Annotated in this window: 18 protein-coding genes; 11 read left to right on the plus strand and 7 right to left on the minus strand. The window is 69.9% G+C overall.

The window, feature by feature from the left end; all coding sequences use genetic code 11:
* The first annotated feature begins 53 nt into the window (after positions 1-53).
* The 3 genes from trmFO to G5B46_RS05790 all read left to right on the plus strand — a co-directional run bounded on the left by trmFO (position 54) and on the right by G5B46_RS05790 (position 2,711).
* Complete coding sequence (gene trmFO / locus G5B46_RS05780) at positions 54-1,466, plus strand: methylenetetrahydrofolate--tRNA-(uracil(54)-C(5))-methyltransferase (FADH(2)-oxidizing) TrmFO (protein ID WP_165256931.1); 1,413 nt, start codon at positions 54-56, stop codon at positions 1,464-1,466.
* A 113-nt stretch (positions 1,467-1,579) separates the two neighbouring features.
* Complete coding sequence (locus G5B46_RS05785; RefSeq protein ID WP_165256933.1) at positions 1,580-2,284, plus strand: hypothetical protein; 705 nt, start codon at positions 1,580-1,582, stop codon at positions 2,282-2,284.
* 7 nt (positions 2,285-2,291) lie between these two features.
* Positions 2,292-2,711 carry an AraC family transcriptional regulator gene (locus tag G5B46_RS05790; RefSeq protein ID WP_165256935.1) on the plus strand — a complete coding sequence of 140 codons (420 nt, stop codon included), beginning with the start codon at positions 2,292-2,294 and terminating at the stop codon, positions 2,709-2,711.
* 2 nt (positions 2,712-2,713) lie between these two features.
* On the opposite strand, the gene G5B46_RS05795 is transcribed toward G5B46_RS05790, so the two are convergent.
* The 4 genes from G5B46_RS05795 to G5B46_RS24820 form a co-directional block, all read right to left on the minus strand.
* Positions 2,714-3,577, minus strand: coding sequence for an alpha/beta hydrolase (locus G5B46_RS05795; protein ID WP_165256937.1), 864 nt, complete (start codon positions 3,575-3,577; stop codon positions 2,714-2,716).
* Between the two features lie 36 nt (positions 3,578-3,613).
* The gene (locus tag G5B46_RS05800) at positions 3,614-4,177 is read right to left on the minus strand and encodes an AraC family transcriptional regulator (protein ID WP_165256939.1); all 564 of its coding nucleotides are present in this window, start codon (positions 4,175-4,177) and stop codon (positions 3,614-3,616) included.
* Positions 4,178-4,267: 90 nt separating this feature from the next.
* A complete protein-coding gene (locus G5B46_RS05805; protein ID WP_165256941.1) occupies positions 4,268-5,290 on the minus strand; it encodes a FecR domain-containing protein in 1,023 nt (340 codons plus the stop codon).
* Positions 5,287-5,826: a sigma-70 family RNA polymerase sigma factor gene (locus G5B46_RS24820; protein WP_165256943.1), complete on the minus strand. Its 540-nt coding sequence runs from the start codon at positions 5,824-5,826 to the stop codon at positions 5,287-5,289. Before G5B46_RS24820 ends, G5B46_RS05805 begins: the two co-directional genes overlap by 4 nt.
* Positions 5,827-6,252: 426 nt before the next feature.
* Between G5B46_RS24820 and G5B46_RS05815 the strand changes: the two genes are divergently transcribed.
* Positions 6,253-9,663: a TonB-dependent receptor gene (locus G5B46_RS05815; protein WP_165256945.1), complete on the plus strand. Its 3,411-nt coding sequence runs from the start codon at positions 6,253-6,255 to the stop codon at positions 9,661-9,663.
* Here the strand turns inward: G5B46_RS05815 and G5B46_RS05820 are convergent.
* The gene (locus G5B46_RS05820; RefSeq protein ID WP_165256947.1) at positions 9,638-10,474 is read right to left on the minus strand and encodes a DUF1365 family protein; all 837 of its coding nucleotides are present in this window, start codon (positions 10,472-10,474) and stop codon (positions 9,638-9,640) included. The two genes, G5B46_RS05815 and G5B46_RS05820, sit on opposite strands and share 26 nt — an antisense overlap.
* Positions 10,471-11,805 (minus strand): NAD(P)/FAD-dependent oxidoreductase, encoded by a 1,335-nt coding sequence (locus G5B46_RS05825; protein WP_165256949.1) that lies wholly within the window; start codon positions 11,803-11,805, stop codon positions 10,471-10,473. Before G5B46_RS05825 ends, G5B46_RS05820 begins: the two co-directional genes overlap by 4 nt.
* 148 nt (positions 11,806-11,953) lie before the next feature.
* Here G5B46_RS05825 and G5B46_RS05830 point away from each other — a divergent pair, with 148 nt between their 5' ends.
* From G5B46_RS05830 to G5B46_RS05850, 5 genes are all read left to right on the plus strand, one after another.
* Positions 11,954-13,051 carry a cyclopropane-fatty-acyl-phospholipid synthase family protein gene (locus G5B46_RS05830; RefSeq protein WP_165256951.1) on the plus strand — a complete coding sequence of 366 codons (1,098 nt, stop codon included), beginning with the start codon at positions 11,954-11,956 and terminating at the stop codon, positions 13,049-13,051.
* 13 nt (positions 13,052-13,064) lie between these two features.
* On the plus strand, positions 13,065-13,475 hold the full coding sequence (locus G5B46_RS05835) for a DUF2177 family protein (RefSeq protein WP_165256953.1): 411 nt from the start codon (positions 13,065-13,067) through the stop codon (positions 13,473-13,475).
* Positions 13,476-13,565: 90 nt separating this feature from the next.
* Entirely contained in the window at positions 13,566-14,096 is a 531-nt protein-coding gene (locus G5B46_RS05840; protein WP_276611522.1) for a sigma-70 family RNA polymerase sigma factor, read from the plus strand.
* Positions 14,093-14,833 carry an anti-sigma factor gene (locus G5B46_RS05845; RefSeq protein ID WP_165256955.1) on the plus strand — a complete coding sequence of 247 codons (741 nt, stop codon included), beginning with the start codon at positions 14,093-14,095 and terminating at the stop codon, positions 14,831-14,833. The genes G5B46_RS05840 and G5B46_RS05845 overlap by 4 nt, the downstream gene beginning before the upstream one ends.
* A gap of 49 nt (positions 14,834-14,882) precedes the next feature.
* A complete protein-coding gene (locus tag G5B46_RS05850; RefSeq protein ID WP_165256956.1) occupies positions 14,883-15,983 on the plus strand; it encodes a mechanosensitive ion channel domain-containing protein in 1,101 nt (366 codons plus the stop codon).
* On the opposite strand, the gene G5B46_RS05855 is transcribed toward G5B46_RS05850, so the two are convergent.
* Positions 15,980-16,549: a demethoxyubiquinone hydroxylase family protein gene (locus G5B46_RS05855; protein WP_165256957.1), complete on the minus strand. Its 570-nt coding sequence runs from the start codon at positions 16,547-16,549 to the stop codon at positions 15,980-15,982. The two genes, G5B46_RS05850 and G5B46_RS05855, sit on opposite strands and share 4 nt — an antisense overlap.
* Positions 16,550-16,767: 218 nt before the next feature.
* Here G5B46_RS05855 and G5B46_RS05860 point away from each other — a divergent pair, with 218 nt between their 5' ends.
* Complete coding sequence (locus G5B46_RS05860) at positions 16,768-18,060, plus strand: allantoate amidohydrolase (protein ID WP_165256958.1); 1,293 nt, start codon at positions 16,768-16,770, stop codon at positions 18,058-18,060.
* Complete coding sequence (locus G5B46_RS05865) at positions 18,057-19,274, plus strand: alanine--glyoxylate aminotransferase family protein (protein ID WP_165256959.1); 1,218 nt, start codon at positions 18,057-18,059, stop codon at positions 19,272-19,274. Before G5B46_RS05860 ends, G5B46_RS05865 begins: the two co-directional genes overlap by 4 nt.
* Positions 19,275-19,328: the final 54 nt, after the last annotated feature.

Below are 19,328 nucleotides of genomic sequence, written 5' to 3' on the forward strand. Positions count from 1 at the left end.
ACTCGCCCGGGTGGAACTTTACACGGCGGTTCCGTCTTGGCGAGGGCGAGGGTATGAGGGCGGCCATGACCACCTCCCCCATTCACGTGATCGGCGGCGGCCTCGCCGGTTCCGAAGCCGCCTGGCAGATCGCCCAGGCCGGCGTTCCCGTCATCCTGCACGAGATGCGTCGCGACGACGCGACCGGCAAAGTCACCACCGACGCCCACCAGACCGACGGCCTGGCCGAGATGGTGTGCTCCAACTCGTTCCGCTCGGACGACTGGCAGTTCAACGCCGTCGGCCTGCTGCACGCCGAGATGCGCCGCTGCGACTCGATCATCATGTCGGCGGCCGACCAGCACCAGGTGCCGGCCGGCGGCGCCCTGGCGGTCGACCGCGACGGCTTCTCGGCCGAAGTCACCCGCCGCCTGGAAGCCCACCCGCTGGTCACCATCGTCCGCGAGGAGATCGCCGGACTTCCCCCCGAAGACTGGGACAACGTCATCGTCGCCACCGGCCCGCTGACCTCGCCAGCTCTGGCCCAGGCGGTGCTCGACCTGTCGGGCGAGGGCCAGCTGTCGTTCTTCGACGCCATCGCGCCGATCATCCACCTTGAATCCATCGACATGGACAAGGCCTGGCGCCAGTCGCGCTACGACAAGGAAGGCCCCGGCGGCGACGCGGCCGCCTACATCAACTGCCCCATGAACAAGGAGCAGTACGAGGCCTTCATCGACGCCCTGCTCGACGGCCCCAAGGCCGAGTTCAAGGAGTGGGAGCACGTCCCCTATTTCGACGGCTGCCTGCCGATCGAGGTGATGGCCGAGCGCGGCCGCGAGACCCTGCGCCACGGCCCGATGAAGCCGGTCGGCCTGACCAATCCGCGCGACCCGACGGTGAAGTCCTACGCCATCGTCCAACTGCGCCAGGACAACGCGCTGGGCACGCTGTGGAACATGGTCGGCTTCCAGACCAAGCTGAAGCACGGCGTCCAGGCCGAGACCTTCCGCATGATCCCGGGCCTGGAGAACGCCCAGTTCGCGCGCCTGGGCGGCCTGCACCGCAACACCTTCATCAATTCGCCCAAGCTGCTCGACAAGGGCCTGCGCCTGAAGGCCTCGCCGCGCATGCGCTTCGCCGGCCAGGTCACCGGCGTCGAGGGCTATGTCGAGAGCGCCGCCATCGGCTTGCTGGCCGGTCGCTTCGCCGCCGCCGAGCGCAAGGGCGGTTCGCTGGAGGCCCCGCCCCCGACGACTGCTCTTGGAGCTCTGGTCGAGCACATCACCGGCGGCCACCTGGAAGCCGGCCATGGCGGCGGCTCGTTCCAGCCGATGAACATCAACTACGGCCTGCTGCCGCCGCTCGAGGCCCCCAAGGTCGACGAGGATGGCAAGAAGATCCCGCTGAAGGAACGCGGCCGCGCCAAGAAGCGGCTGATGAGCATCCGGGCGCTGAAGGACCTGGACGCCTGGCTGGGGAACTGATCCCCCGGATTTGAAGAAATCGGCCTCCGCCCGGTCCAAGGCGGAGAAGCGCGGCCGTGGAACCTTGTGGTTCCCGGCCGCGCCCCGGCGCGGCGTCTCATGCGAGATCGCCCATGCTCCGCAAGCTCAGCGCCGCCGTCGCCGCAACGGCCCTGCTCTCCACCCCCGCCCTCGCCCAGGACGTGGTCTCGCCGACCAAGGACGCGATCATGGCGTCCTTCGACATCGTCCGCACGGAGGTCAAAAGCGTCGGCCCCGACGTCGTCTTCCGCGTGCAGGTGCGCGGCAAGGCCGGCGAGATGAAGCCCAAGGCCGTCGGCCAGTTCGCCGGCAGCGCGGTGTGGAGCTATGTCTGGCCGACCTCGCTCAACAGCAGCAGCGTGGGCTTCGAGGGCGACCAGGGCATCCTGGCCCTGGCGGTGACCTTCCACCCCGACTTCGACGACGCGGCCTACGGCGGGGTCAACCGCCACGTCTGGCATCCGCACTGGGTGGTGCTGGTTCCTGACGACGCCTGCGGCAAGGGCGCGCTGAAGGTTCGCGACATCCCCGAAGGGACCAAGCCCAAGGTGCCGGCCACCTGGCCCGGCGTGCCGCTGCTGATCGACAGCCCGACCTACCCCACCACCCTGGCCACCGACACCGTCGAGGTCAGCGTGCCGGCGAGCGTGATCGGCGCCGTCGAGGGGGTGAAGTTCGACGGCGTCACCTCGGCCCTGAAGGTCAACGCCAACCTGCACGCGCCACTGCTGTGCATCTCCGACATCTTCGACGTGGCCTCGGGCGACCTCAGCCTGCCCGGCAAGATCACCCGCTGATCCAGCCATGTGCTTCTACGACACCGAGCCGGGCGGCCTCGCGCCGCCCGGCGCCTTGGCGGGTGGGGGATCCAGGCCGGCGGGCCTGGCGCCCTGGCAGGCCAGCCGCGCGGCGGCCTATGTGGAGGGGCGACTGGAGACGACGATCCGCGTCGTGGACCTGGCGCGCGCCGCTCGGCTCAGCCCCTCCTACTTCTCGCGCGCCTTCAAGACGACCTTCGGCCTGTCGCCTCAGAAATACGTCGTCGAGCGCCGGCTGACCCGCGCCAAGCGGATCATGCTGACCACGAACGAGCCGCTGTGCGGCATAGCCGTCAGCTGCGGCTTCAGCGACCAGGCCCACCTGTCGCGACTGTTCCGGCGACGGGAAGGCGCGCCGCCCAACGCCTGGCGCCGCGAACGACGCCAGGACGCGGCGGCCTCCTGACCTCAGCTGGTCGAGCGCACGAAGCTGCCGATGTGCTCGGCCGAGGCGCGCGGATACTGGTGCTGGGGACCATGGCCCGCCGAGGGATAAGTGATCAGCTGCAGGGTCGGCAGCACCTGGTTCAGGGCGTACCAGTTCTCGACCGGGAAGATGATGTCGTGGTCGCCGCCCAGGTGCAGGACCGGCTTGGTCGTGGTCTTCAGCACCTCCAGCACCGCGTCGGCGGGGAAGATCGGGTTCTTGGGCCCGTCGCCGATATTGGCGCGGGCAAACGCGATCGGCACCGGCGGCGAGCGCCCCTCCGTGCGCTCGGCGATGCGGGCCGAAGACTCGGCGGCGGCCTTGCGGCTGGCCTGCGACTTCGGCTCGAAGAACAGGATCTCCTCTTCCCTCAGCGCATAGTCCTCGATGACGGCGGTGTCGAAGAACAGCTGCTCGGCCGGCTTGACCAGCGGCCCGGGCGGGGTGGTGCCGATCAGCAGCAGGTGGCTGATCCGCTCGCCGGCCACGGCCAGGGCCACCTGGGCGACCATGCCGCCCAGCGACCAGCCGCCGAGCACGACGTCGCTGAGGTCCAGCGCCGTCATCAGGTCGATCGGGTCGCGGACCATCTGCGCGGGATTGTAGGTCGCCTCGCCGGTCGACAGGCCAAGGCCCGAATAGTCGAAGGTGATGACCCGGAACCCCTCGTCGGCCAGGCCGTCCAGGAAGGCCGGGTCCCAGACGTCCATGTTGCCCCGGAAGCGGGTGCACAGCAGCAGCGGCCGACCCTCGCCGATCGAGCGGTAGGCCAGGGTGCGTCCGCCGACCTCGACGAACTGGTTGGGCGCGGAGACGGCGTGGTGGATGGAAGCGACGGCGTTCATGGGAGACCTCGCAGGCAGGATTGAACGGCCCCGACCCTAGGCCTGGGCGCGCAGGCCGAGTTGGACGGAGCCGCCGTGATCGTCGCCGCGCGTGTGAAACGCCGGCGCGGCCGCGTGCAGCCGGCGCCAGGCCGCTGGCGTCATGCCCGCCAGCCGGTGGAAGCGGTTGGTCAGATGCGACTGGTCGGAAAAGCCGCAGGCCAGGGCGATGTCCTTCAGCGGGTCATCGCCCTCGGCGATAAGGATCTTGGCCCGCGCCACGCGCCGCTGCAGCACCATGGCGTGGGGGCTGACGCCGAAGCTGCTCTTGAAGGCCTTGCCGAAATAGCCCGGCCGGACACCGCCGACGGCCGCCAGTTCGGCCACGGTCAGCGCGCGCTCGAGGTTCTCGTCGATGTAGCGGGCGACCCGCCGCGCCTGCCACGGCGCCAGGCCTCCGGTCCGCGGCGGATCGGCGTCGGCAGGCGCCTGCAGCACCCGCAGCGCCTGGTCGATCAGGCGCCGGGCGCCCTCGACGTCGTCGAACAGCCTCTGCTGGATCTCTTCCAGCAGCGCGCCGACCTTGGCCGACGCCCGCTCGCAGCCCACCTGCCGTTCCATCGCCTCGTCCCCACGACGGGAGCACGACCGGCTCCCGGGGGAGAACACGCAGCGGCGGGCGAAACCCACACCGCCGTTATGCGAATTTCCTCAGTCGGCGCGCACGATCCGGTAGCGGCCCGGGCCCGCAGCCTCGCCGCGCACCGGCAGAACCTTGGCCAGGATACGCAGAAAGCGTTGCGGATCGCCGGTGCGGAACCGCCCCGTCACCCGCAGCGCGGCCACCTTCGGATCGTCTATGACCAGCTTGGCGGCGCTGTGCCGGTTCAGTTCGGCCACCACCTCGGACAAGGGCAGGTCTTCGAAGGTGATCGACGTCTCGCGCCACTCCGACGCGCCGGTCCCCGTCGCCGGAGAGACGACGTCGCGTCCTGGCGCGGCCGTCAGTTGCTGGCCCGCCGCCAACGCCACCGGCCGCCCCGGTCCGTCGGGGGCGTCGATCGTGCGGGCGACCGAGACGTGGCCCTCCACCAGCGTCACGCGCAGCGGCCCGTCGTCGAGGCGAACGTCGAACCGCGTGCCCAGCGCGGTGATCCGCCGTCCGCCCGCCTCGACGGTGAACGGCCGCTCCCGGTCGGGGACCACGTCGAAGAAGGCCCGCCCCCTGACCAGCCGCAGGGCGCGGCCGCCGTGGTCGTACGCCAGGTCCAGAGCGCTGCCGGGCGCGAGACTGGCCTTGCTGCCGTCCGGCAGGTCGAAGGTGCGCATCTGCGCGCCGGTGACGAGGTCGGGCTCGCCGAACATCGCCGAGGCCTGGGGGACGGGCGGCGGCGGGGCCGGAGCCGGCCGCTCGGCCAGCCACAGCCCCAGGCCGATGGCGGCCACGAACACCGCCGCCGCGGCCATCCAGCCCGGAGCCGGCCCGCGCGAGGGTTTCAGCGCCCGCCGGCGCAACGCCCGCATCGTCGGATCGCCGCCGGCTTCGTCGAAGCCGCCCCAGATCGCCTGCGCCCGCAGCCAGGCCTCGCGGTTGCCGGGCTCGCGATCGAGCCAGGCGTCGAGCATGGCCGCCTGGGCGGGATCGGACTCGTCGACATTGAGCCACAGCAGCGCGGCGGCCTCGTCGCGCGGCAGGGCGGCCATTTCGGCGGGATCGAGGGAATAGGCGCTCATCGCAGGTCCCCCGTTCGGTCCAGCAGACGCTCCAGCGCCTTGACCATGTGCTTTTCAACGGCGCTGCCGGATATGCCCAGCCGGCTGGCGATCTCGCGAACGGTCATCCCCTCGATCCGCCGCAGCACGAAGATCGTCCGCGTGCGCTCGGGCAGGGTCAGCAGCGCCGCGCTCGCCGCGCGCAAGGTTTCGCGGGCGTCGAAGCGGCCGGCCGGATCGTCGTCGGTCTCGCCATGACGCTCGGGATCGAAGGGCACGTGCTGGTCGGCCCGCCGCGCCAGCCGCCGCCTGTGCCGGTCGGCCCAGACGCTGGCGGCGGTGCGGAAAACATAGGCGCGGGCGTACTCCTCGTCGTCCAGCCCGACCTGGTCGGCGGCGCGTACGAACACCTCCTGCACCAGGTCCTCGACCTCGGCGTCGGCGCCCAGGCGGCGGCGGAAGAAGGCGGATACGGCCGCGTGCAGGGCCAGCGCCCGCGCGGGATCGGCGGGCGTCCCGTTCGAACCGTCCGTCGACTGCGGATGGATCACCGCCACTGAACGCTCCACGCACGCCGCGAAGATCCGCGAACGCGGATCCGAAGGGCGGCCTTCACGTCTGAACACGCAGGCGGAGCCAAAATCCTCATCGACCGGATCCAGGAATGTCGCGGCGCGCCTTGGCCCCTCGCGAAACTCCGTTACGCCGCCAGGCCCCCGGTGTCGAGCAAGGCGCCCCTGCGCGGCGTTTCGCCCCAGGTTCGCAAACCGGTGTTTTGTTGCTTCGCCGCTACGCTCGGCCGCATATTTGCCGTCCGCGCCACCGAGCGGCCATTTTTCGGTTTGATCCCGAGAGGCCATTTCGGCTTAATGACACCGGTAGCTATTTTAATGACACCGGTGGCGGATAACGCTACCAACAAGAACAGAGATCACGGGTCGGCCACTTAAGAGCCTGCCCGTCGGGAAGAACTGGGAGGGAATATGTTGCAAGTCACTTCGCGGCGGAGCCGCGCCCGCGTGCTGTGCGATCGTGCGTCGCTCGGCGCCCTGACCGTCGCAGGCAGCCTGCTGCTCGCCGGAACCGCCTTCGCCCAAGACGCCGCCCCCGCCGCTCAGGCCTCCGGCCAGACCGAAGAGACCGCCGTCGAGGAGGTCGTCGTCACCGGCTACCGCGCCGCCCTGCAGAGCGCCCTCAGCCTCAAGCGCAGCTCGAACGTGATGGTCGACGCCATCAACGCCGAGGACATCGCCGACTTCCCCGACGCCAACCTCGCCGAGTCGCTGCAGCGCCTGCCGGGCGTGTCGGTCGACCGCGAGAACGGCGAAGGCCGCACCATCACCGTCCGCGGCCTGGGCAGCGACTTCACCCGCGTTCGCCTGAACGGCCTGGAAGCCCTGTCGACGGCCGGCCCGTCGATCGCCGGCGACGCCGCCAACCGCTCGCGCGGCTTCGACTTCAACACCTTCGCCTCGGAGCTGTTCAGCGCCCTGAAGGTCCAGAAGACCGCCTCGGCCGAGACCGACGAAGGCTCGCTGGGCGCCACGGTCGACCTGGAGACCGGCAAGCCGCTGAACTTCAAGGAGCGTCGCCTGGCCCTGTCGGTCACCGACGCCTACTACAAGAACGGCGGCACCCACTCGCCGCGCTTGGCTGGCCTGGTCTCCGACCGCTGGGAAACCAACTGGGGCGACTTCGGCGCCCTGTTCTCGGTCGCCTACAACAAGCGCAACCAGATCATCGACAGCTACCAGCGCCAGGCCGGCCAGTCGGACTACACCTATCGCCAGTCGACCTTCCTGGCGACCAACTCGACCGCCACCTCGCCGCGCCGGCAAGGCTTCGCGACCCCGATCGGCACCTCGTGCAACGGCGGCGTGATCCCGGGCATCAACATCACCAACACGGCGATCTGCTCGATGCTGGTCGGCTCGAACGCGGCCGCCTACAACCTGATCAACAATCCCTCGAGCGCGACGACCAACGCCACCAGCCTGACCGGCACCGGCTCGATCACCGCGCCCGGTCCGCTGACCCGCATCCCCGCCCTGGCCACGCTGAACCAGCAGGACCTGGAACAGGAACGCCTGGGCCTGACCGGCGCCCTGCAATGGCGCCCGACCAGCCGCACCACGATCTCGTACGACTGGGTCTATTCGGAGCTGCAGCAGTCGTCGGTCAACTATCAGGTCCAGACCGTCGGCCTGAACCGCAACAACACCAACAACAGCACGGGCAACCCCTTCTACACGCTGAACCCGAGCACCACGCCCGCCCAGAAGCGCGCGTTCTACTCGTCGTGCACCGCGCAGGCCGCCAATGAAGTGCGCGACGCCATCGACTGCGGCCAGCAGCTGAACGGCGGCGCCCTGGTCGCCGGCACGACCAACAGCTACAACCCGTTCAACCTCGATCCGTACGACTACTACAACAGCCTCTCGTCGGTGGGTTACGTGGCCAGCGCCAACGGCACGGCGATGGTCGACAAGTTCATCGGCCGTCCCAGCGTGCGCCTGATCGATGCGGCGCTGTCGTCGACCGGGGCCAACGCCGACTACCTGAAGCTGGGCAATGTCGACCTGCGCTCGGCGGCCGACGCGGCGTTCTTCACGACCTACTTCCGCCAGTCGTCGCTGAAGCTGGACCACGAATTCAGCGACAACTTCACGATGAGCGCCGTCTGGGGCAAGTCGTCGTCGAAGAACAAGACCCAAGGCCTGCTGGCCGACTTCATCCGCCTGGACTCGGGCCAGGGCGTGGCCGGCGACGACTACCTCGTCTACGACGCGCGCGGCGGCGGCGACATGCCGCTGCTGAACCTGGGCTTCGACGCGACCCAGGCCTCGGCGTGGGACTTCGTGAAGGGCTACTCGGCCCTGCGCCACTTCCAGCGCTTCACCAACAACGACTACGAGACCCTGCGCGTCGACTTCAAGTACGACCTGGACGACAACTACGCGGTCCGTTTCGGCGTCAGCCAGCGCAAGTACGGCTTCGACACCGCCGAGTATCGCCGTCTGAGCGGCGAGACCCTGAACCCCAGCCTGAAGGAAGCCGGCTCCAACATCGCTTCGGTCAGCAAGGTCATCAACTGGGGCACCGGCCTGAATGTCCCGTCCGGCGGCACCACCGCCTTCCTGGCGCCCGACCTGCAGAAGATGGTCAGCCTGTTCGACTTCGACTGTAACTGCGTCAACAAGTGGGGCGACTGGCGCCTGTCGTACCTGAGCAGCGCGGCCAACCGCTACTCGGTCGAGGAGAAGGACACCGGCGCCTTCGTGCAGTTCGACTACAACACCGAGCTGTTCGGTCGCGAACTGCGCGGCAACGTCGGCACCCGCTACGCCATCACCGAACTGGAATCCGACGGCCTGACCAACGGCTCGCGGCCGATCTCGGGCGAGAACAAGTACACCGACCTCCTGCCCTCGCTGAACGCCGCCTATGAGGTGGCCGACAACATGTACATCCGCTTCGGCGCGGCCAAGGTCATGGCCCGGCCGATGCTGGGCAACCTGTCGCCCGCCGTCACGGCCATCAGCGTCCCCACCGGCGCCGGCGCCACCGTGGGCGGCTCGATGACCGTCGGCAACCCGAAGCTCGACCCGTTCCGCGCGGTCAACTACGACCTGAGCTTCGAATGGTACTTCACCTCCGGCGCCCTGGTGTCGGTGGCGATCTTCGACAAGCAGATCAACAACTTCCCGCAGACGCTGATCAACAACGCGCCGCTGAGCCAGATTCTCGACGCCGACGGCATCGCCGCCCTGCGCGCCGCCCAGACCAACGTCAACGCGATCGCCTACATCGACGCCGACAACACCTTCGACATCCGCCAGTTCGACAACGCGCCGGGCGGCTACATCCGCGGCATCGAAGTCAACTATCAGCAGAACCTGACCTTCCTGCCCTGGTACTTCAAGAACCTGGGCGTCCAGTTCAACGCCACCCACCTGGAGTCGGAACTGGAGTACATCGTCACCCCGGCCAACGCCCGCACCGGCGCGGCGGCGATCACCGCCAAGGCCCCGTTCACGGGCGCCTCGCCGGACGCCTTCAACTTCACGGTCTTCTATGAAGTCGAGAAGTTCTCGGCCCGCCTGTCGTCGTCCTACCGCAAGGGCTACAGCCAGACCTATCCGGTCGCCGCCGGCACCTGCGACCCGGGCTATTGCGACAGCCCGCTGGTCAACGATTTCGCGGGCAGCAAGAAGACCTTCAACCTCGACGGTTCGGCCACCTACAAGCTGACCAAGAACATCACCCTGTCGCTCGAAGCCCTGAACCTGACGGACCAGAAGGAAGAGCGCTGGGCCTACCAGGACGATCCGGTCGTGTCGCGCTACGCCGCCACCGGCCGCTCGATCTTCATGGGCGCGCGCTTCGTCTACTGACGCCGATCGCGTCTTTCTCCCCGAAACGACTGGCGGCGCGGACCTTGGTCTGCGCCGCTTTTTCTTTGGCCAGACGCGGGTTGGCGAAGAACCCGAAGCCCTTCAGCAGGATCTTCACCGCCTCCCAGTGGATGGCCGCCAGCACGCCCACGACCTGCCAGGGATGGCCCAGCGCCGCCCGCAGCACCGCCCTGTCGCTCAGCGGCTCGCGCCGTCCGACGAAGCTGGCCGTCAGCACCCGTCCTGCGTCGTCGTGCACGTCGACGCCCACCCGCACGTCCTGGCCCGGCGGCGCGATCGTGAACGCGTAGCGCAGGTCCATCGGCAGGAAGGGCGAGACATAGAAGGTCTTGTCGCAGCCCTGCACCACCAGCCCGTCGTCCCGCGCCGCCGCGGGCAACACATAGTCGTGGCGCTCGCCGAAGGTGTTGCTGACGGCATAGACCACCGCCGCCAGGCGCTCGTCGCGGTCGTGGCAGAAATAGACGGTCAGCGGGTTGAAGCCGTGGCCCAGGAGGCGCGGCATGCACAGGGCCAGGATCGCGCCGCCGGGCGGGCCCAGCCCGCGCGCCGCCAGCAGCGCCTCGATCTGCGGCTTCACCGGCGCGGCCCGCCGTCCCCCGTGGTCGCGATCGTGATAGCTCAGCAGGTTCAGGGCGTTGTGCGAGAAAAGGCGCAGGCGAGCCGCGATCGCGTCCAGCTCGTCGAGGTCGACCAGCAGCATGAACACGCGATAGCGCAGCCGGTGCCTGCGCGGCCGGCCGCGCTCGTGCGCCACCACGCCACTGTAGAGCGCCGAGCGCGGGCTCATGCGACCAGCTCCGCGTCCCGCCTCGCCGACGGCGCGTCGACGAAGATCCGGCCCGACGGATCGGGCGTCAGCCAGGGCCGGCGCACGCCGCCCAGCTGCTCGGCCACGGCCAGGCCCGCCTGCAGGCCGTCCTCGTGAAAGCCCGAACCGAAATAGGCCCCGGCGAACCAGGTGCGGCGCACGCCCTGCAGCGACCACAGTCGCGACTGCGCCGCCATGGCCGCCGCGTCGAACAGCGGATGCTCGTAGACCTGGTCATGCAGCACAGCGCCGGGCGCGCGATCGGGATTGAGCGACAGGAAGCAAGGCGCCGCCTCGCCCAACGGCTGCAGGCGGTTCATCCAGTAGGTCACCCCGCCCTCGCCCCGCACGCCCCGGCGGCCGACATGGTTCCAGCTGGCCCAGGCCGCCGTCCGGCGCGGCATCAGTCCAGCGTCGCCGTGCAGCACCGCGCGGTTGCGGCTGTAGCGGAAGGCGCCCAGCAGGGCCGCCTCTTCCTTCGTCGGCTGGGCCAGCATGGCCAGGGCCTGGTCGGCGTGGGCGGCGATCACCACCTGGTCGAAGCTTCGCGCCTGGCCGCCGGCGTCCTCGACGACCACGTGGTCGGGACGACGTAGGATCCGTCGCACCGGCCGCGACAGCAGGATCTCGCCGTCGAGGTCGGCCGCCAGGGCCGCGACATAGCGGGCGCTGCCGCCGACCACCGTCCGCCAGATCGGCCGCTTGTCGATCGGCAGCATCAGGCCGTGATTGTCGAAGAAGCGCAGGAAGGCGCCGGCCGGGAATTCTCGGATGTCGCGCAGCGAAGCCGACCAGATCGCCGCGGCCTGCGGCAGCAGGTGATCCTCCTGGAAGGCCCGCCCGAACCCCTGCGCGTCCAGATAGTCGGCCAGCCGGCAGAAACCGTCGTCGCCCAGCGTGCGGGCGTCGCGCGCGCCGGCGCGGTAGAAGCGCATGACGTCCAGCAGCATGCCCAGGAACCGCGGGTTCACCAGGTTGCGCTTCTGGGCCAGCAGGCGGTTGCTGGAATATTCCAGCGCCCCGTCGTCCAGCGACACCCCGAACGACATGTCGCTGGCGGCGGTCTCGACGCCCAGGTGGCCGAACAGCGCCGTCAGGTTGGGATAGTTCGGCTCGTTGTAGACGATGAAGCCGGTGTCCACCGCCACCCCGCCCGCCTGCACCGTATGGGCGTGGCCGCCCAGGCGGTCGTCGGCCTCGTACAGCACCACCTCGTGACGCTTGGCCAGCAGCCAGGCCGCCGACAGGCCGGAGATTCCTGAACCGACCACGGCGATGCGCTGGCGCGGGCTTGGGCTGGAGGTCGGCAAGGCTGGTGCTCCGTCGGCAAGGCTTCCTCGCAGCTACGGAGCAGACGGGGATTTGGACGCATGCATCCGAACGCCGTCTTCGCACGTAGCTCCGTCCGAAGGTCGCCGGCCCGACGGACGGGGCGCGGCCGCCATGGACGGAGGCACGATGACGGACACGACGCGCGACCTGACCGGCAGGGCGCCCGCCCGCGACGAGGCCCTCGGCCGCAGCGGCGGCGGACCGATCCAGGCCCTGGTCCGCCTGGCCCAGGACGCCGCCGTGCCGGACTTCCTCTCGCGCCTGGCCATCCATCATCTGGTCGCCGGAGCGCGGCGCTCGCTGGAGAGCGCCCCGCCCGACGCCGCCGCCCAGTTCGCCGAGGCGATGGCCGACGGCCCGATCGCCACCCACACCGCCGACGCCAACGCCCAGCACTATGAGCTGCCCGCCGCCTTCTTCGAGGCGGTGCTGGGTCCGCACCTGAAATACTCCAGCGGCCTCTATGCGCCAGGCGTGACCACCCTCGCGCAGGCCGAGGCCGCCGCCCTGCGCGAGACCGAGAGCCACGCCGACCTGCGCGACGGCCAGGCGGTGCTGGAGCTCGGCTGCGGCTGGGGCTCGCTGTCGCTGTGGATGGCCGAGCGCTTTCCAGCCTCGACCATCACGGCGGTGTCGAACTCGACCTCGCAGCGGGCCTTCATCCAGGCGCGCGCCGCCGAACGCGGCCTGACCAACCTGTCCGTCGTCACCGCCGACATGAACGTCTTTGACACCGCCCGACGGTTCGACCGCGTGGTGTCGGTCGAGATGTTCGAGCACATGAGCAACTGGCGCGACCTGCTGGCCAGGGTGCGGTCCTGGCTGAAGCCCGACGGCCTGCTGTTCCTGCACGTGTTCTCCCACGCCGACACGCCCTACCGCTTCGAGACCGAAGACCCTGACGACTGGATCGCCCGCCACTTCTTCAGCGGCGGGATCATGCCCAGCCACGACCTGATCCGGCAGTTCCCCGACCTGTTCGAGGTGGCCATGGACTGGCGCTGGAGCGGCGACCACTACGCCCGCACGGCGCTGCACTGGCTGGAGCGCTTCGATGCCGCCCGCGACGTGATCGATCCCCTGCTGGCGGAGGTCTATGGCCCCGAGGCGCGGATCTGGCGGCGGCGCTGGCGATTGTTCTTCCTCGCCACGGCCGGACTGTTCGGCCATCGCGGCGGCGCCGAGTGGGGCGTCAGCCATTACCGCCTGCGACCGGTCGCCTGAAGGAGCCCCGCGAATGCTGCGCTATGTTCTCGGCTATCTGTCGACCGCCGTCGTCTTCCTGGCGCTGGACGCCGTCTGGCTGACCCAGATGGCCGATCGCCTCTATCGCCCGCGCATCGGGGCGCTGATGGCCGATACGCCCAGCCTGCCGCCGGCCGTGGTCTTCTACCTGATCTACATCGGCGCGGTGACCTGGTTCGCGATCGCGCCGGCCCTGCGCCCCGACGGCGGCTGGCCGCGCCTGCTGGCCAACGCCGCGCTGTTCGGCCTGGCCGCCTACGCCACCTACGACCTGACCAACCAGGCGACGCTGAAGACCTGGTCCACGATCGTCACCCTGGCCGACATGGCCTGGGGCGCCTTCGTCACCACCGCGGCGGCCAGCGCCGGCTATTTCGTCGCCAGTCGGCTGGCGAGCCGGTAAGCCGTTGCCAGCCATGGAGGAGCATGCGAGCGTCCGCTCCAGGCATCATGCCGGAGGGGACGTCGCTTGGACGCTGACAGCAGCCGCGCATTGCTTTCGCGCGCAATCGCCCGCGTCGCCAACCGCGATCACGACGCCCTCAAATACGTCTATCGGCACACCTCCGCGAAGCTATTGGGCGTCGTCTTGCGTATCTTGAACGATCGCGAGGAGGCCGAGGACGTGTTGCAGGACGTCTATCTGACGGTGTGGAACAAGGCCGACCGGTTCGACCCGGAAAAGGCCAGCCCCATCACCTGGCTGGTCAGCCTGGCCCGCAACCGCGCCATCGACCGGCTGCGCGCGCGCGGGACCCGCGTCATGACCGGCGTCGAAGAGGCCGAGGCCCTTCCCGACGCCTCGCCCCTGGCCTCGGCCCGGGTCGAGGCCGACGAGGACCGCCAGCGCCTGGACGGCTGCCTCGACCAGCTGGACCCCAAGCATTCCGGCGCCGTGCGCAAGGCCTTCTTCGAGGGCCTTACCTACGACGCCCTGGCCCAGGCGGTCGGCGTGCCGCTGGGCACCATGAAGAGCTGGATCCGGCGTAGCCTGATCAGCCTGCGAGCCTGTCTCGAAGCATGACCGACGCGACCGACATTCCGCCGGAAGGCCCCGAAAGCCCCGAAGAGCGCCCCCTGGCCGGGGAGTACGTGCTGGGCGTTCTGGATGCGTCCGAACGCGCCGAAGCCGAACGCCGGCTGGCCGCCGACCCGTCCTTCGCCCGCTCCGTGGCCTGGTGGGAGGAGCGCCTGACGCCGCTGGCCGCCGACGCCGCATCGACCCAGCCGTCCGAAGGCCTGTGGCCGCGAATCCAGAACCTGATCGCCGAGCCCCTGAAGCCCTCGGCCTGGAGCAACGTGGTCCTGTGGCGCGGCCTAACCGCCGGCGCCATGGCCCTGGCGGCCGCCTGCGTCGTGGTGGCCATCCTGCCCCGTCCCGCCCTGCCGCCGGCAGTGGAGCCCGCGCCGGCCAGGCCGCAGGCGGCCGAGGTGGCGCTGATCGCCGACCCGACCACCAACAAGCCGATGATCGTCGCCACCCTCGACCACGGCATGGACCAGGTGATGCTGACGCCGATGGGCATGAAGATGCCGCAGGGCCGCGACGCCGAACTGTGGATCATCCCCGAGGGCCAGAAGGCGATCTCGCTGGGCGTGATCCCGATGGACAAGCCGATGCGCATCCCGATGCCGAAGGACCTGCGCGGCGAAGGAACCTACACCGCGCTGCTGGCCGTCACCGACGAGCCGATCGGCGGCTCGCCCACGGGCGTGGCCACTGGCTCGGTGCGCGCGGCGGGCAAGTTCGCCAAGGCCTGAACGCCGTTTTTCGGGGAGCCATCAGGGGCCGGGCGCGTTGGCCCCGGTCATGAAGGATCTTCCCGCCTGGCTGCCTGACTGGCTGAACGACTCCGTGTGGCTGATCGCCTGGGCGCCGCCCTGGATCGTCAGCCTCGCCCTGATCGTCCTGGCGATCGGCGCCGCGCTGGCCCTGCACGCGGTGGCCGTGCGCGTCGTCCGCCACGGCTTCGCCAAGCGCGACGCCTTCTGGCAGGCGATGATCGCCCGCACCCGCCGGCCCACGCGCATGGCCTTCATCGTCGCCGCCCTGGGCGCGGCCGTCTCGATCGCGCCGCTGGACGTCGCCCAGGCCGCGACCGCCAAGCACCTGCTGCTGGTGATGTTCATCATCCTGCTGGGCTGGATGGCGATGACCGCGCTCGATATCGCCGCCGCGCTCTACATGCGCGGCTTCAAGGTCGACGTCGAAGACAACCTGCTGGCCCGCAAGCACATCACCCAGATCCGCATCCTGCGCCGGGCGATGGCGATCCTGATCGGCATCTTCACCCTGGCGCTGGCGCTGATGACCATTCCCGGCGTGCGCCAGTGGGGCGTCAGCCTGCTGGCCGCCGGCGGCGCGGCCTCGCTGATCGTGGGTCTGGCCCTGCAGCCGCTGCTGACCAACCTGATCGCCGGCATCCAGATCGCCGTCACCCAGCCGATCCGCATCGACGACGCCGTCATCGTCGAGAAGGAGTGGGGCAATATCGAAGAGATCAACGCCACCTACGTGGTGGTGCGGCTGTGGGACTGGCGGCGGATGGTGCTGCCACTCAGCTACTTCATCCAGACCCCTTTCCAGAACTGGACCCGCGAGAGCGCGGCCCTGATCGGCACGGCCATGCTCTATGTCGACCCGTCCGCGCCGGTCGACCGCCTGCGCGAGAAGCTGGAGGAGATCGCTAAGGCCTCGCCCCGCTGGGACGGCAAGGTGGTGAACCTGGCCGTCACCGACATCACGCCCGAGGTCATGGAGGTGCGCTGCCTGGTCAGCGCCCGCAATGCGCCCACCACCTTCGACCTGCGCTGCGAGGTGCGGGAAAAGATGATGGCCTTCCTGCGCGAGGAACTGCCCGACGCCTTCCCGAAGAAGCGGCTGGCGCTGGCGGCGGAGGGCGGCGCCTAGGCGGCCGCCCGCAGGGTCCTGGCCAGGCGAACGGAATCGCCCCGGGTCGACAGCCAGATCAGCCCCTCGACGGCCAGGCAGATCGCACCATCCAGCAGCGCCGTCAGCGTGTTCGCCGCCCCCCGCTCCTTTTCGGCATAGCGGAGGTGGCCAAGCTCCTGCTGCTGGATCTCGCGGATCGTGGCCGCCATCTCGACGTCGCGATCGCCCAGCCAGGCCAGCTGGTCGTCGAGATGCCTGTGCACGGTGCGCTCGACCGCCTCGGTGCAGACCAGGATCGCCTTGCGGCCAAACAGGCCGGTCAATCCGCCGAGCGCGCCTCCGCCGATCGACCAGATCCACATCAGGCGGCAGGGCTTGGCCGCGCGGGTCGGCATCAGGGCGCGAAAGCGCGCCAGGTGCTCGCGCTCGTGCGCCAGGGTCCGGGTCAGGAACGGCAGCAGGTCGGGCGCGCGCAGGCGGGCCATGGCGATCTGGGCGAGATAGATCCGGATCGCGCCGTGCTCGCCGCCATGGTTCACGCGCAGGATCCGGGCGTCGACGGTGCGGTTCAGGGGCGCGGCCATGCCCGCAGCATGTAGCCGGTCGCCGAACACGGCAAGGTGGCGCCGGCGCCCTAGCCACCCATGAAGTAAGTGATTTATGACTTACAAGCAGGCGCCCGAACGGCTGGCTGGCGCTTGCGCGGGCAATCGGCGGAGACTTGGCCGTCCCGGCGCTTGCCGAGGCGGACCGGCGGGCGCAGCCTGCTATCGGGTGAGGCGACGAAACGGCGGGGAGCGGAGTGACTCAAGCGTTCGAGATCGGCGTCAGGGCCAAGGCCCGCTGCGACCTGATGGGCGCGGCGCCCTTCAGCGAGGCCGACGACATGCTCGTTCGCCGCTTTCTCACCCCGGCCCACAAGGCCGCGCTCGACACCCTGAAGTTCTGGATGGAGGAAGCCGGCATGACCGTGCGCCTCGATCCGGCCGGCAACCTCGTCGGCCGTTACGAGGGTCAGGCGCCCGACGCCCCCGCCCTGCTGATCGGCTCGCACATCGACAGCGTGCGCAACGGCGGCCGCTACGACGGGGCGCTGGGCGTGATGCTGGCCGTCGACCTGATCGAGACCTTTCACCGCCAGGGCCGCCGCCTGCCCTTCGCGCTGGAGGCCATCGCCTTCGGCGACGAGGAAGGCTCGCGCTTTCCCGCCTCGATGGCGTGCAGCCGCGCTGTCGCCGGCACGGTCGATCCCTACGTGGTCGAGATGACCGACGCCGATGGCACGAGCCTGGCCGAGGCCTACGCCGCCTTCGGCCTTGATCCCACCCGCCTCGTCGAGGCCGCCCGCAAGCCTGGCGAGGTCTTCGCCTTCCTCGAAGCCCATATCGAGCAGGGCCCGGTGCTGGAGGCCGAGGAGCTGGCGCTGGGCGTCGTCACCGCCATCGCCGCCCAGAAGCGGATCCTGGTGCGCTTCAAGGGCCAGGCCGGCCACGCCGGCACCACGCCGATGGGCCTGCGCAAGGATCCCGGCCCGGCCGCCGCCGAGGCGGTTCTGGCCCTGGAGCGGATCTGCCGCGAAGGACCTCTGGGCGGAACCGACGGCCTCGTCGGCACGGTCGGCCGCATGACCGCCCTGCCCGGCGCCTTCAACGTCATTCCCGGCGCCGTCGAGTTCTCGATGGACATCCGCGCCGAGACCTCGGCTACGCGCGACGCCGCCGTCGCCGCGATCACCGCCGAGATCGAGGCCATCGCCGCCCGCCGCGGCCTGTCGGTCTCGGTCACCCTGATGCAGGAACTGGCCGAAAGCCCCTGCGACGCGGGCCTGACCGACCTGCTGGCGGCCGCCGTCGGCGACGTGCAGGACTTGGGGGGCCAGGCCGCCCGCCGCCTGCCCAGCGGCGCCGGCCACGACGCCATGGTCATCGCCGACCTCTGCCCCACCGCCATGCTGTTCATCCGCTGCGAGGGCGGCGTCAGCCACAACCCCGCCGAAGCCGTCACCGACGCCGACTGCGCCCTGGCCGCCCAGGCCATGGTCGGGTTCGTCGAACGACTGGCGACGCGCAACGATTTCTCGAAGACGCAAGCATGACTACCTTCAAAGAACTCGACCACCCCGCCCGCCTGCTGATGGGCCCCGGCCCGATCAACGTGCACCCGCGCGTGCTGCGGGCCATGTCGGTGCAGCTGCTGGGCCAGTTCGACCCCGAGTTCACCGGCTACATGAACGAGGTCATGGCGCTGTATCGCGGCGTCTTCCAGACCACGAACCAATGGACCTTCGTCGTCGACGGCACCTCGCGCGCCGGCATCGAGGCGGCCCTGGTCTCGACCCTGGTTCCGGGCGACGACATCGTGGTGGTCAACGCCGGGCGTTTTGGCCTGCTGCTGGCCGAGATCGCCGAGCGCTGCGATGCACGTGTGACCTTCGTCGAGGGCGAGTGGGGCGAGGTCGTCGATCCGCAGGCGGTCGAGGACGCGGTCGCGCGCGCTAAGCCGCGCCTGGTGGCCTGCGTGCACGGCGACACCTCGACCACCATCGCCCAGCCGATCGAGGCCATCGGCGAGATCTGCCAGCGGCACGGCGCGCTGCTCTATGTCGACGCCACCGCCACGCTTGGCGGCATGAGCGTGCCCGTCGACGCCTGGAAGGCCGACATCGTCACCGCCGGCCTTCAAAAGTGCATGGGCGGCCCGTCGGGCTCGGCCCCGATCACCATCAGCGACAAGGCCGCCGACCACATCTTTTCCCGCCGCCATGTGGAGAAGGGCCTGGCGACGCCGGGCTCGGCCGGCGCCGGCCGCCGCATCGCCTCCAACTACTTCGACCTGGCCATGATCATGGACTACTGGTCGGACAAGCGCCTGAACCACCATACCGAGGCGGCCAGCATGCTGTTCGCCGCCCGCGAATGCGCCCGCATCGTGCTGGAAGAAGGGCTCGAGGCCCGCTTCGCCCGCCACAAGCAGGCCGGCGCGGCCATGACCGCCGGCATCGAGGCCCTGGGCCTGCAGGTCTACGGCGACCAGGCCCACAAGATGACCAACGTCACCGGCGTGATCGCGCCCGCCGGCGTCGACTACGATCGGGTCAAGGCCCGCATGCGCACCGAGTTCGAGATCGAGATCGGCGCGGCCTTCGGCCCCCTCGCCGGCAAGATCTGGCGGATCGGGACCATGGGCGTGAACGCTCGCAAGCACGCGGTGCTGCAGACCCTGGCCGCGCTGGAAGCGGTGCTGCGCTGGGAAGGCTTTAGCGCGCCGGCCGGGGCCGGGGTGGATGCGGCGCTGGGGGTGTTCGGATGATGGTTGCGCACACCCCCTCCGGCCCTTCGGGCCACCTCCCCCAGAGGGGGAGGA

It is taken from the genome of Caulobacter sp. 602-2, assembly GCF_011043625.1.
Classification (GTDB): Bacteria; Pseudomonadota; Alphaproteobacteria; order Caulobacterales; family Caulobacteraceae; genus Caulobacter.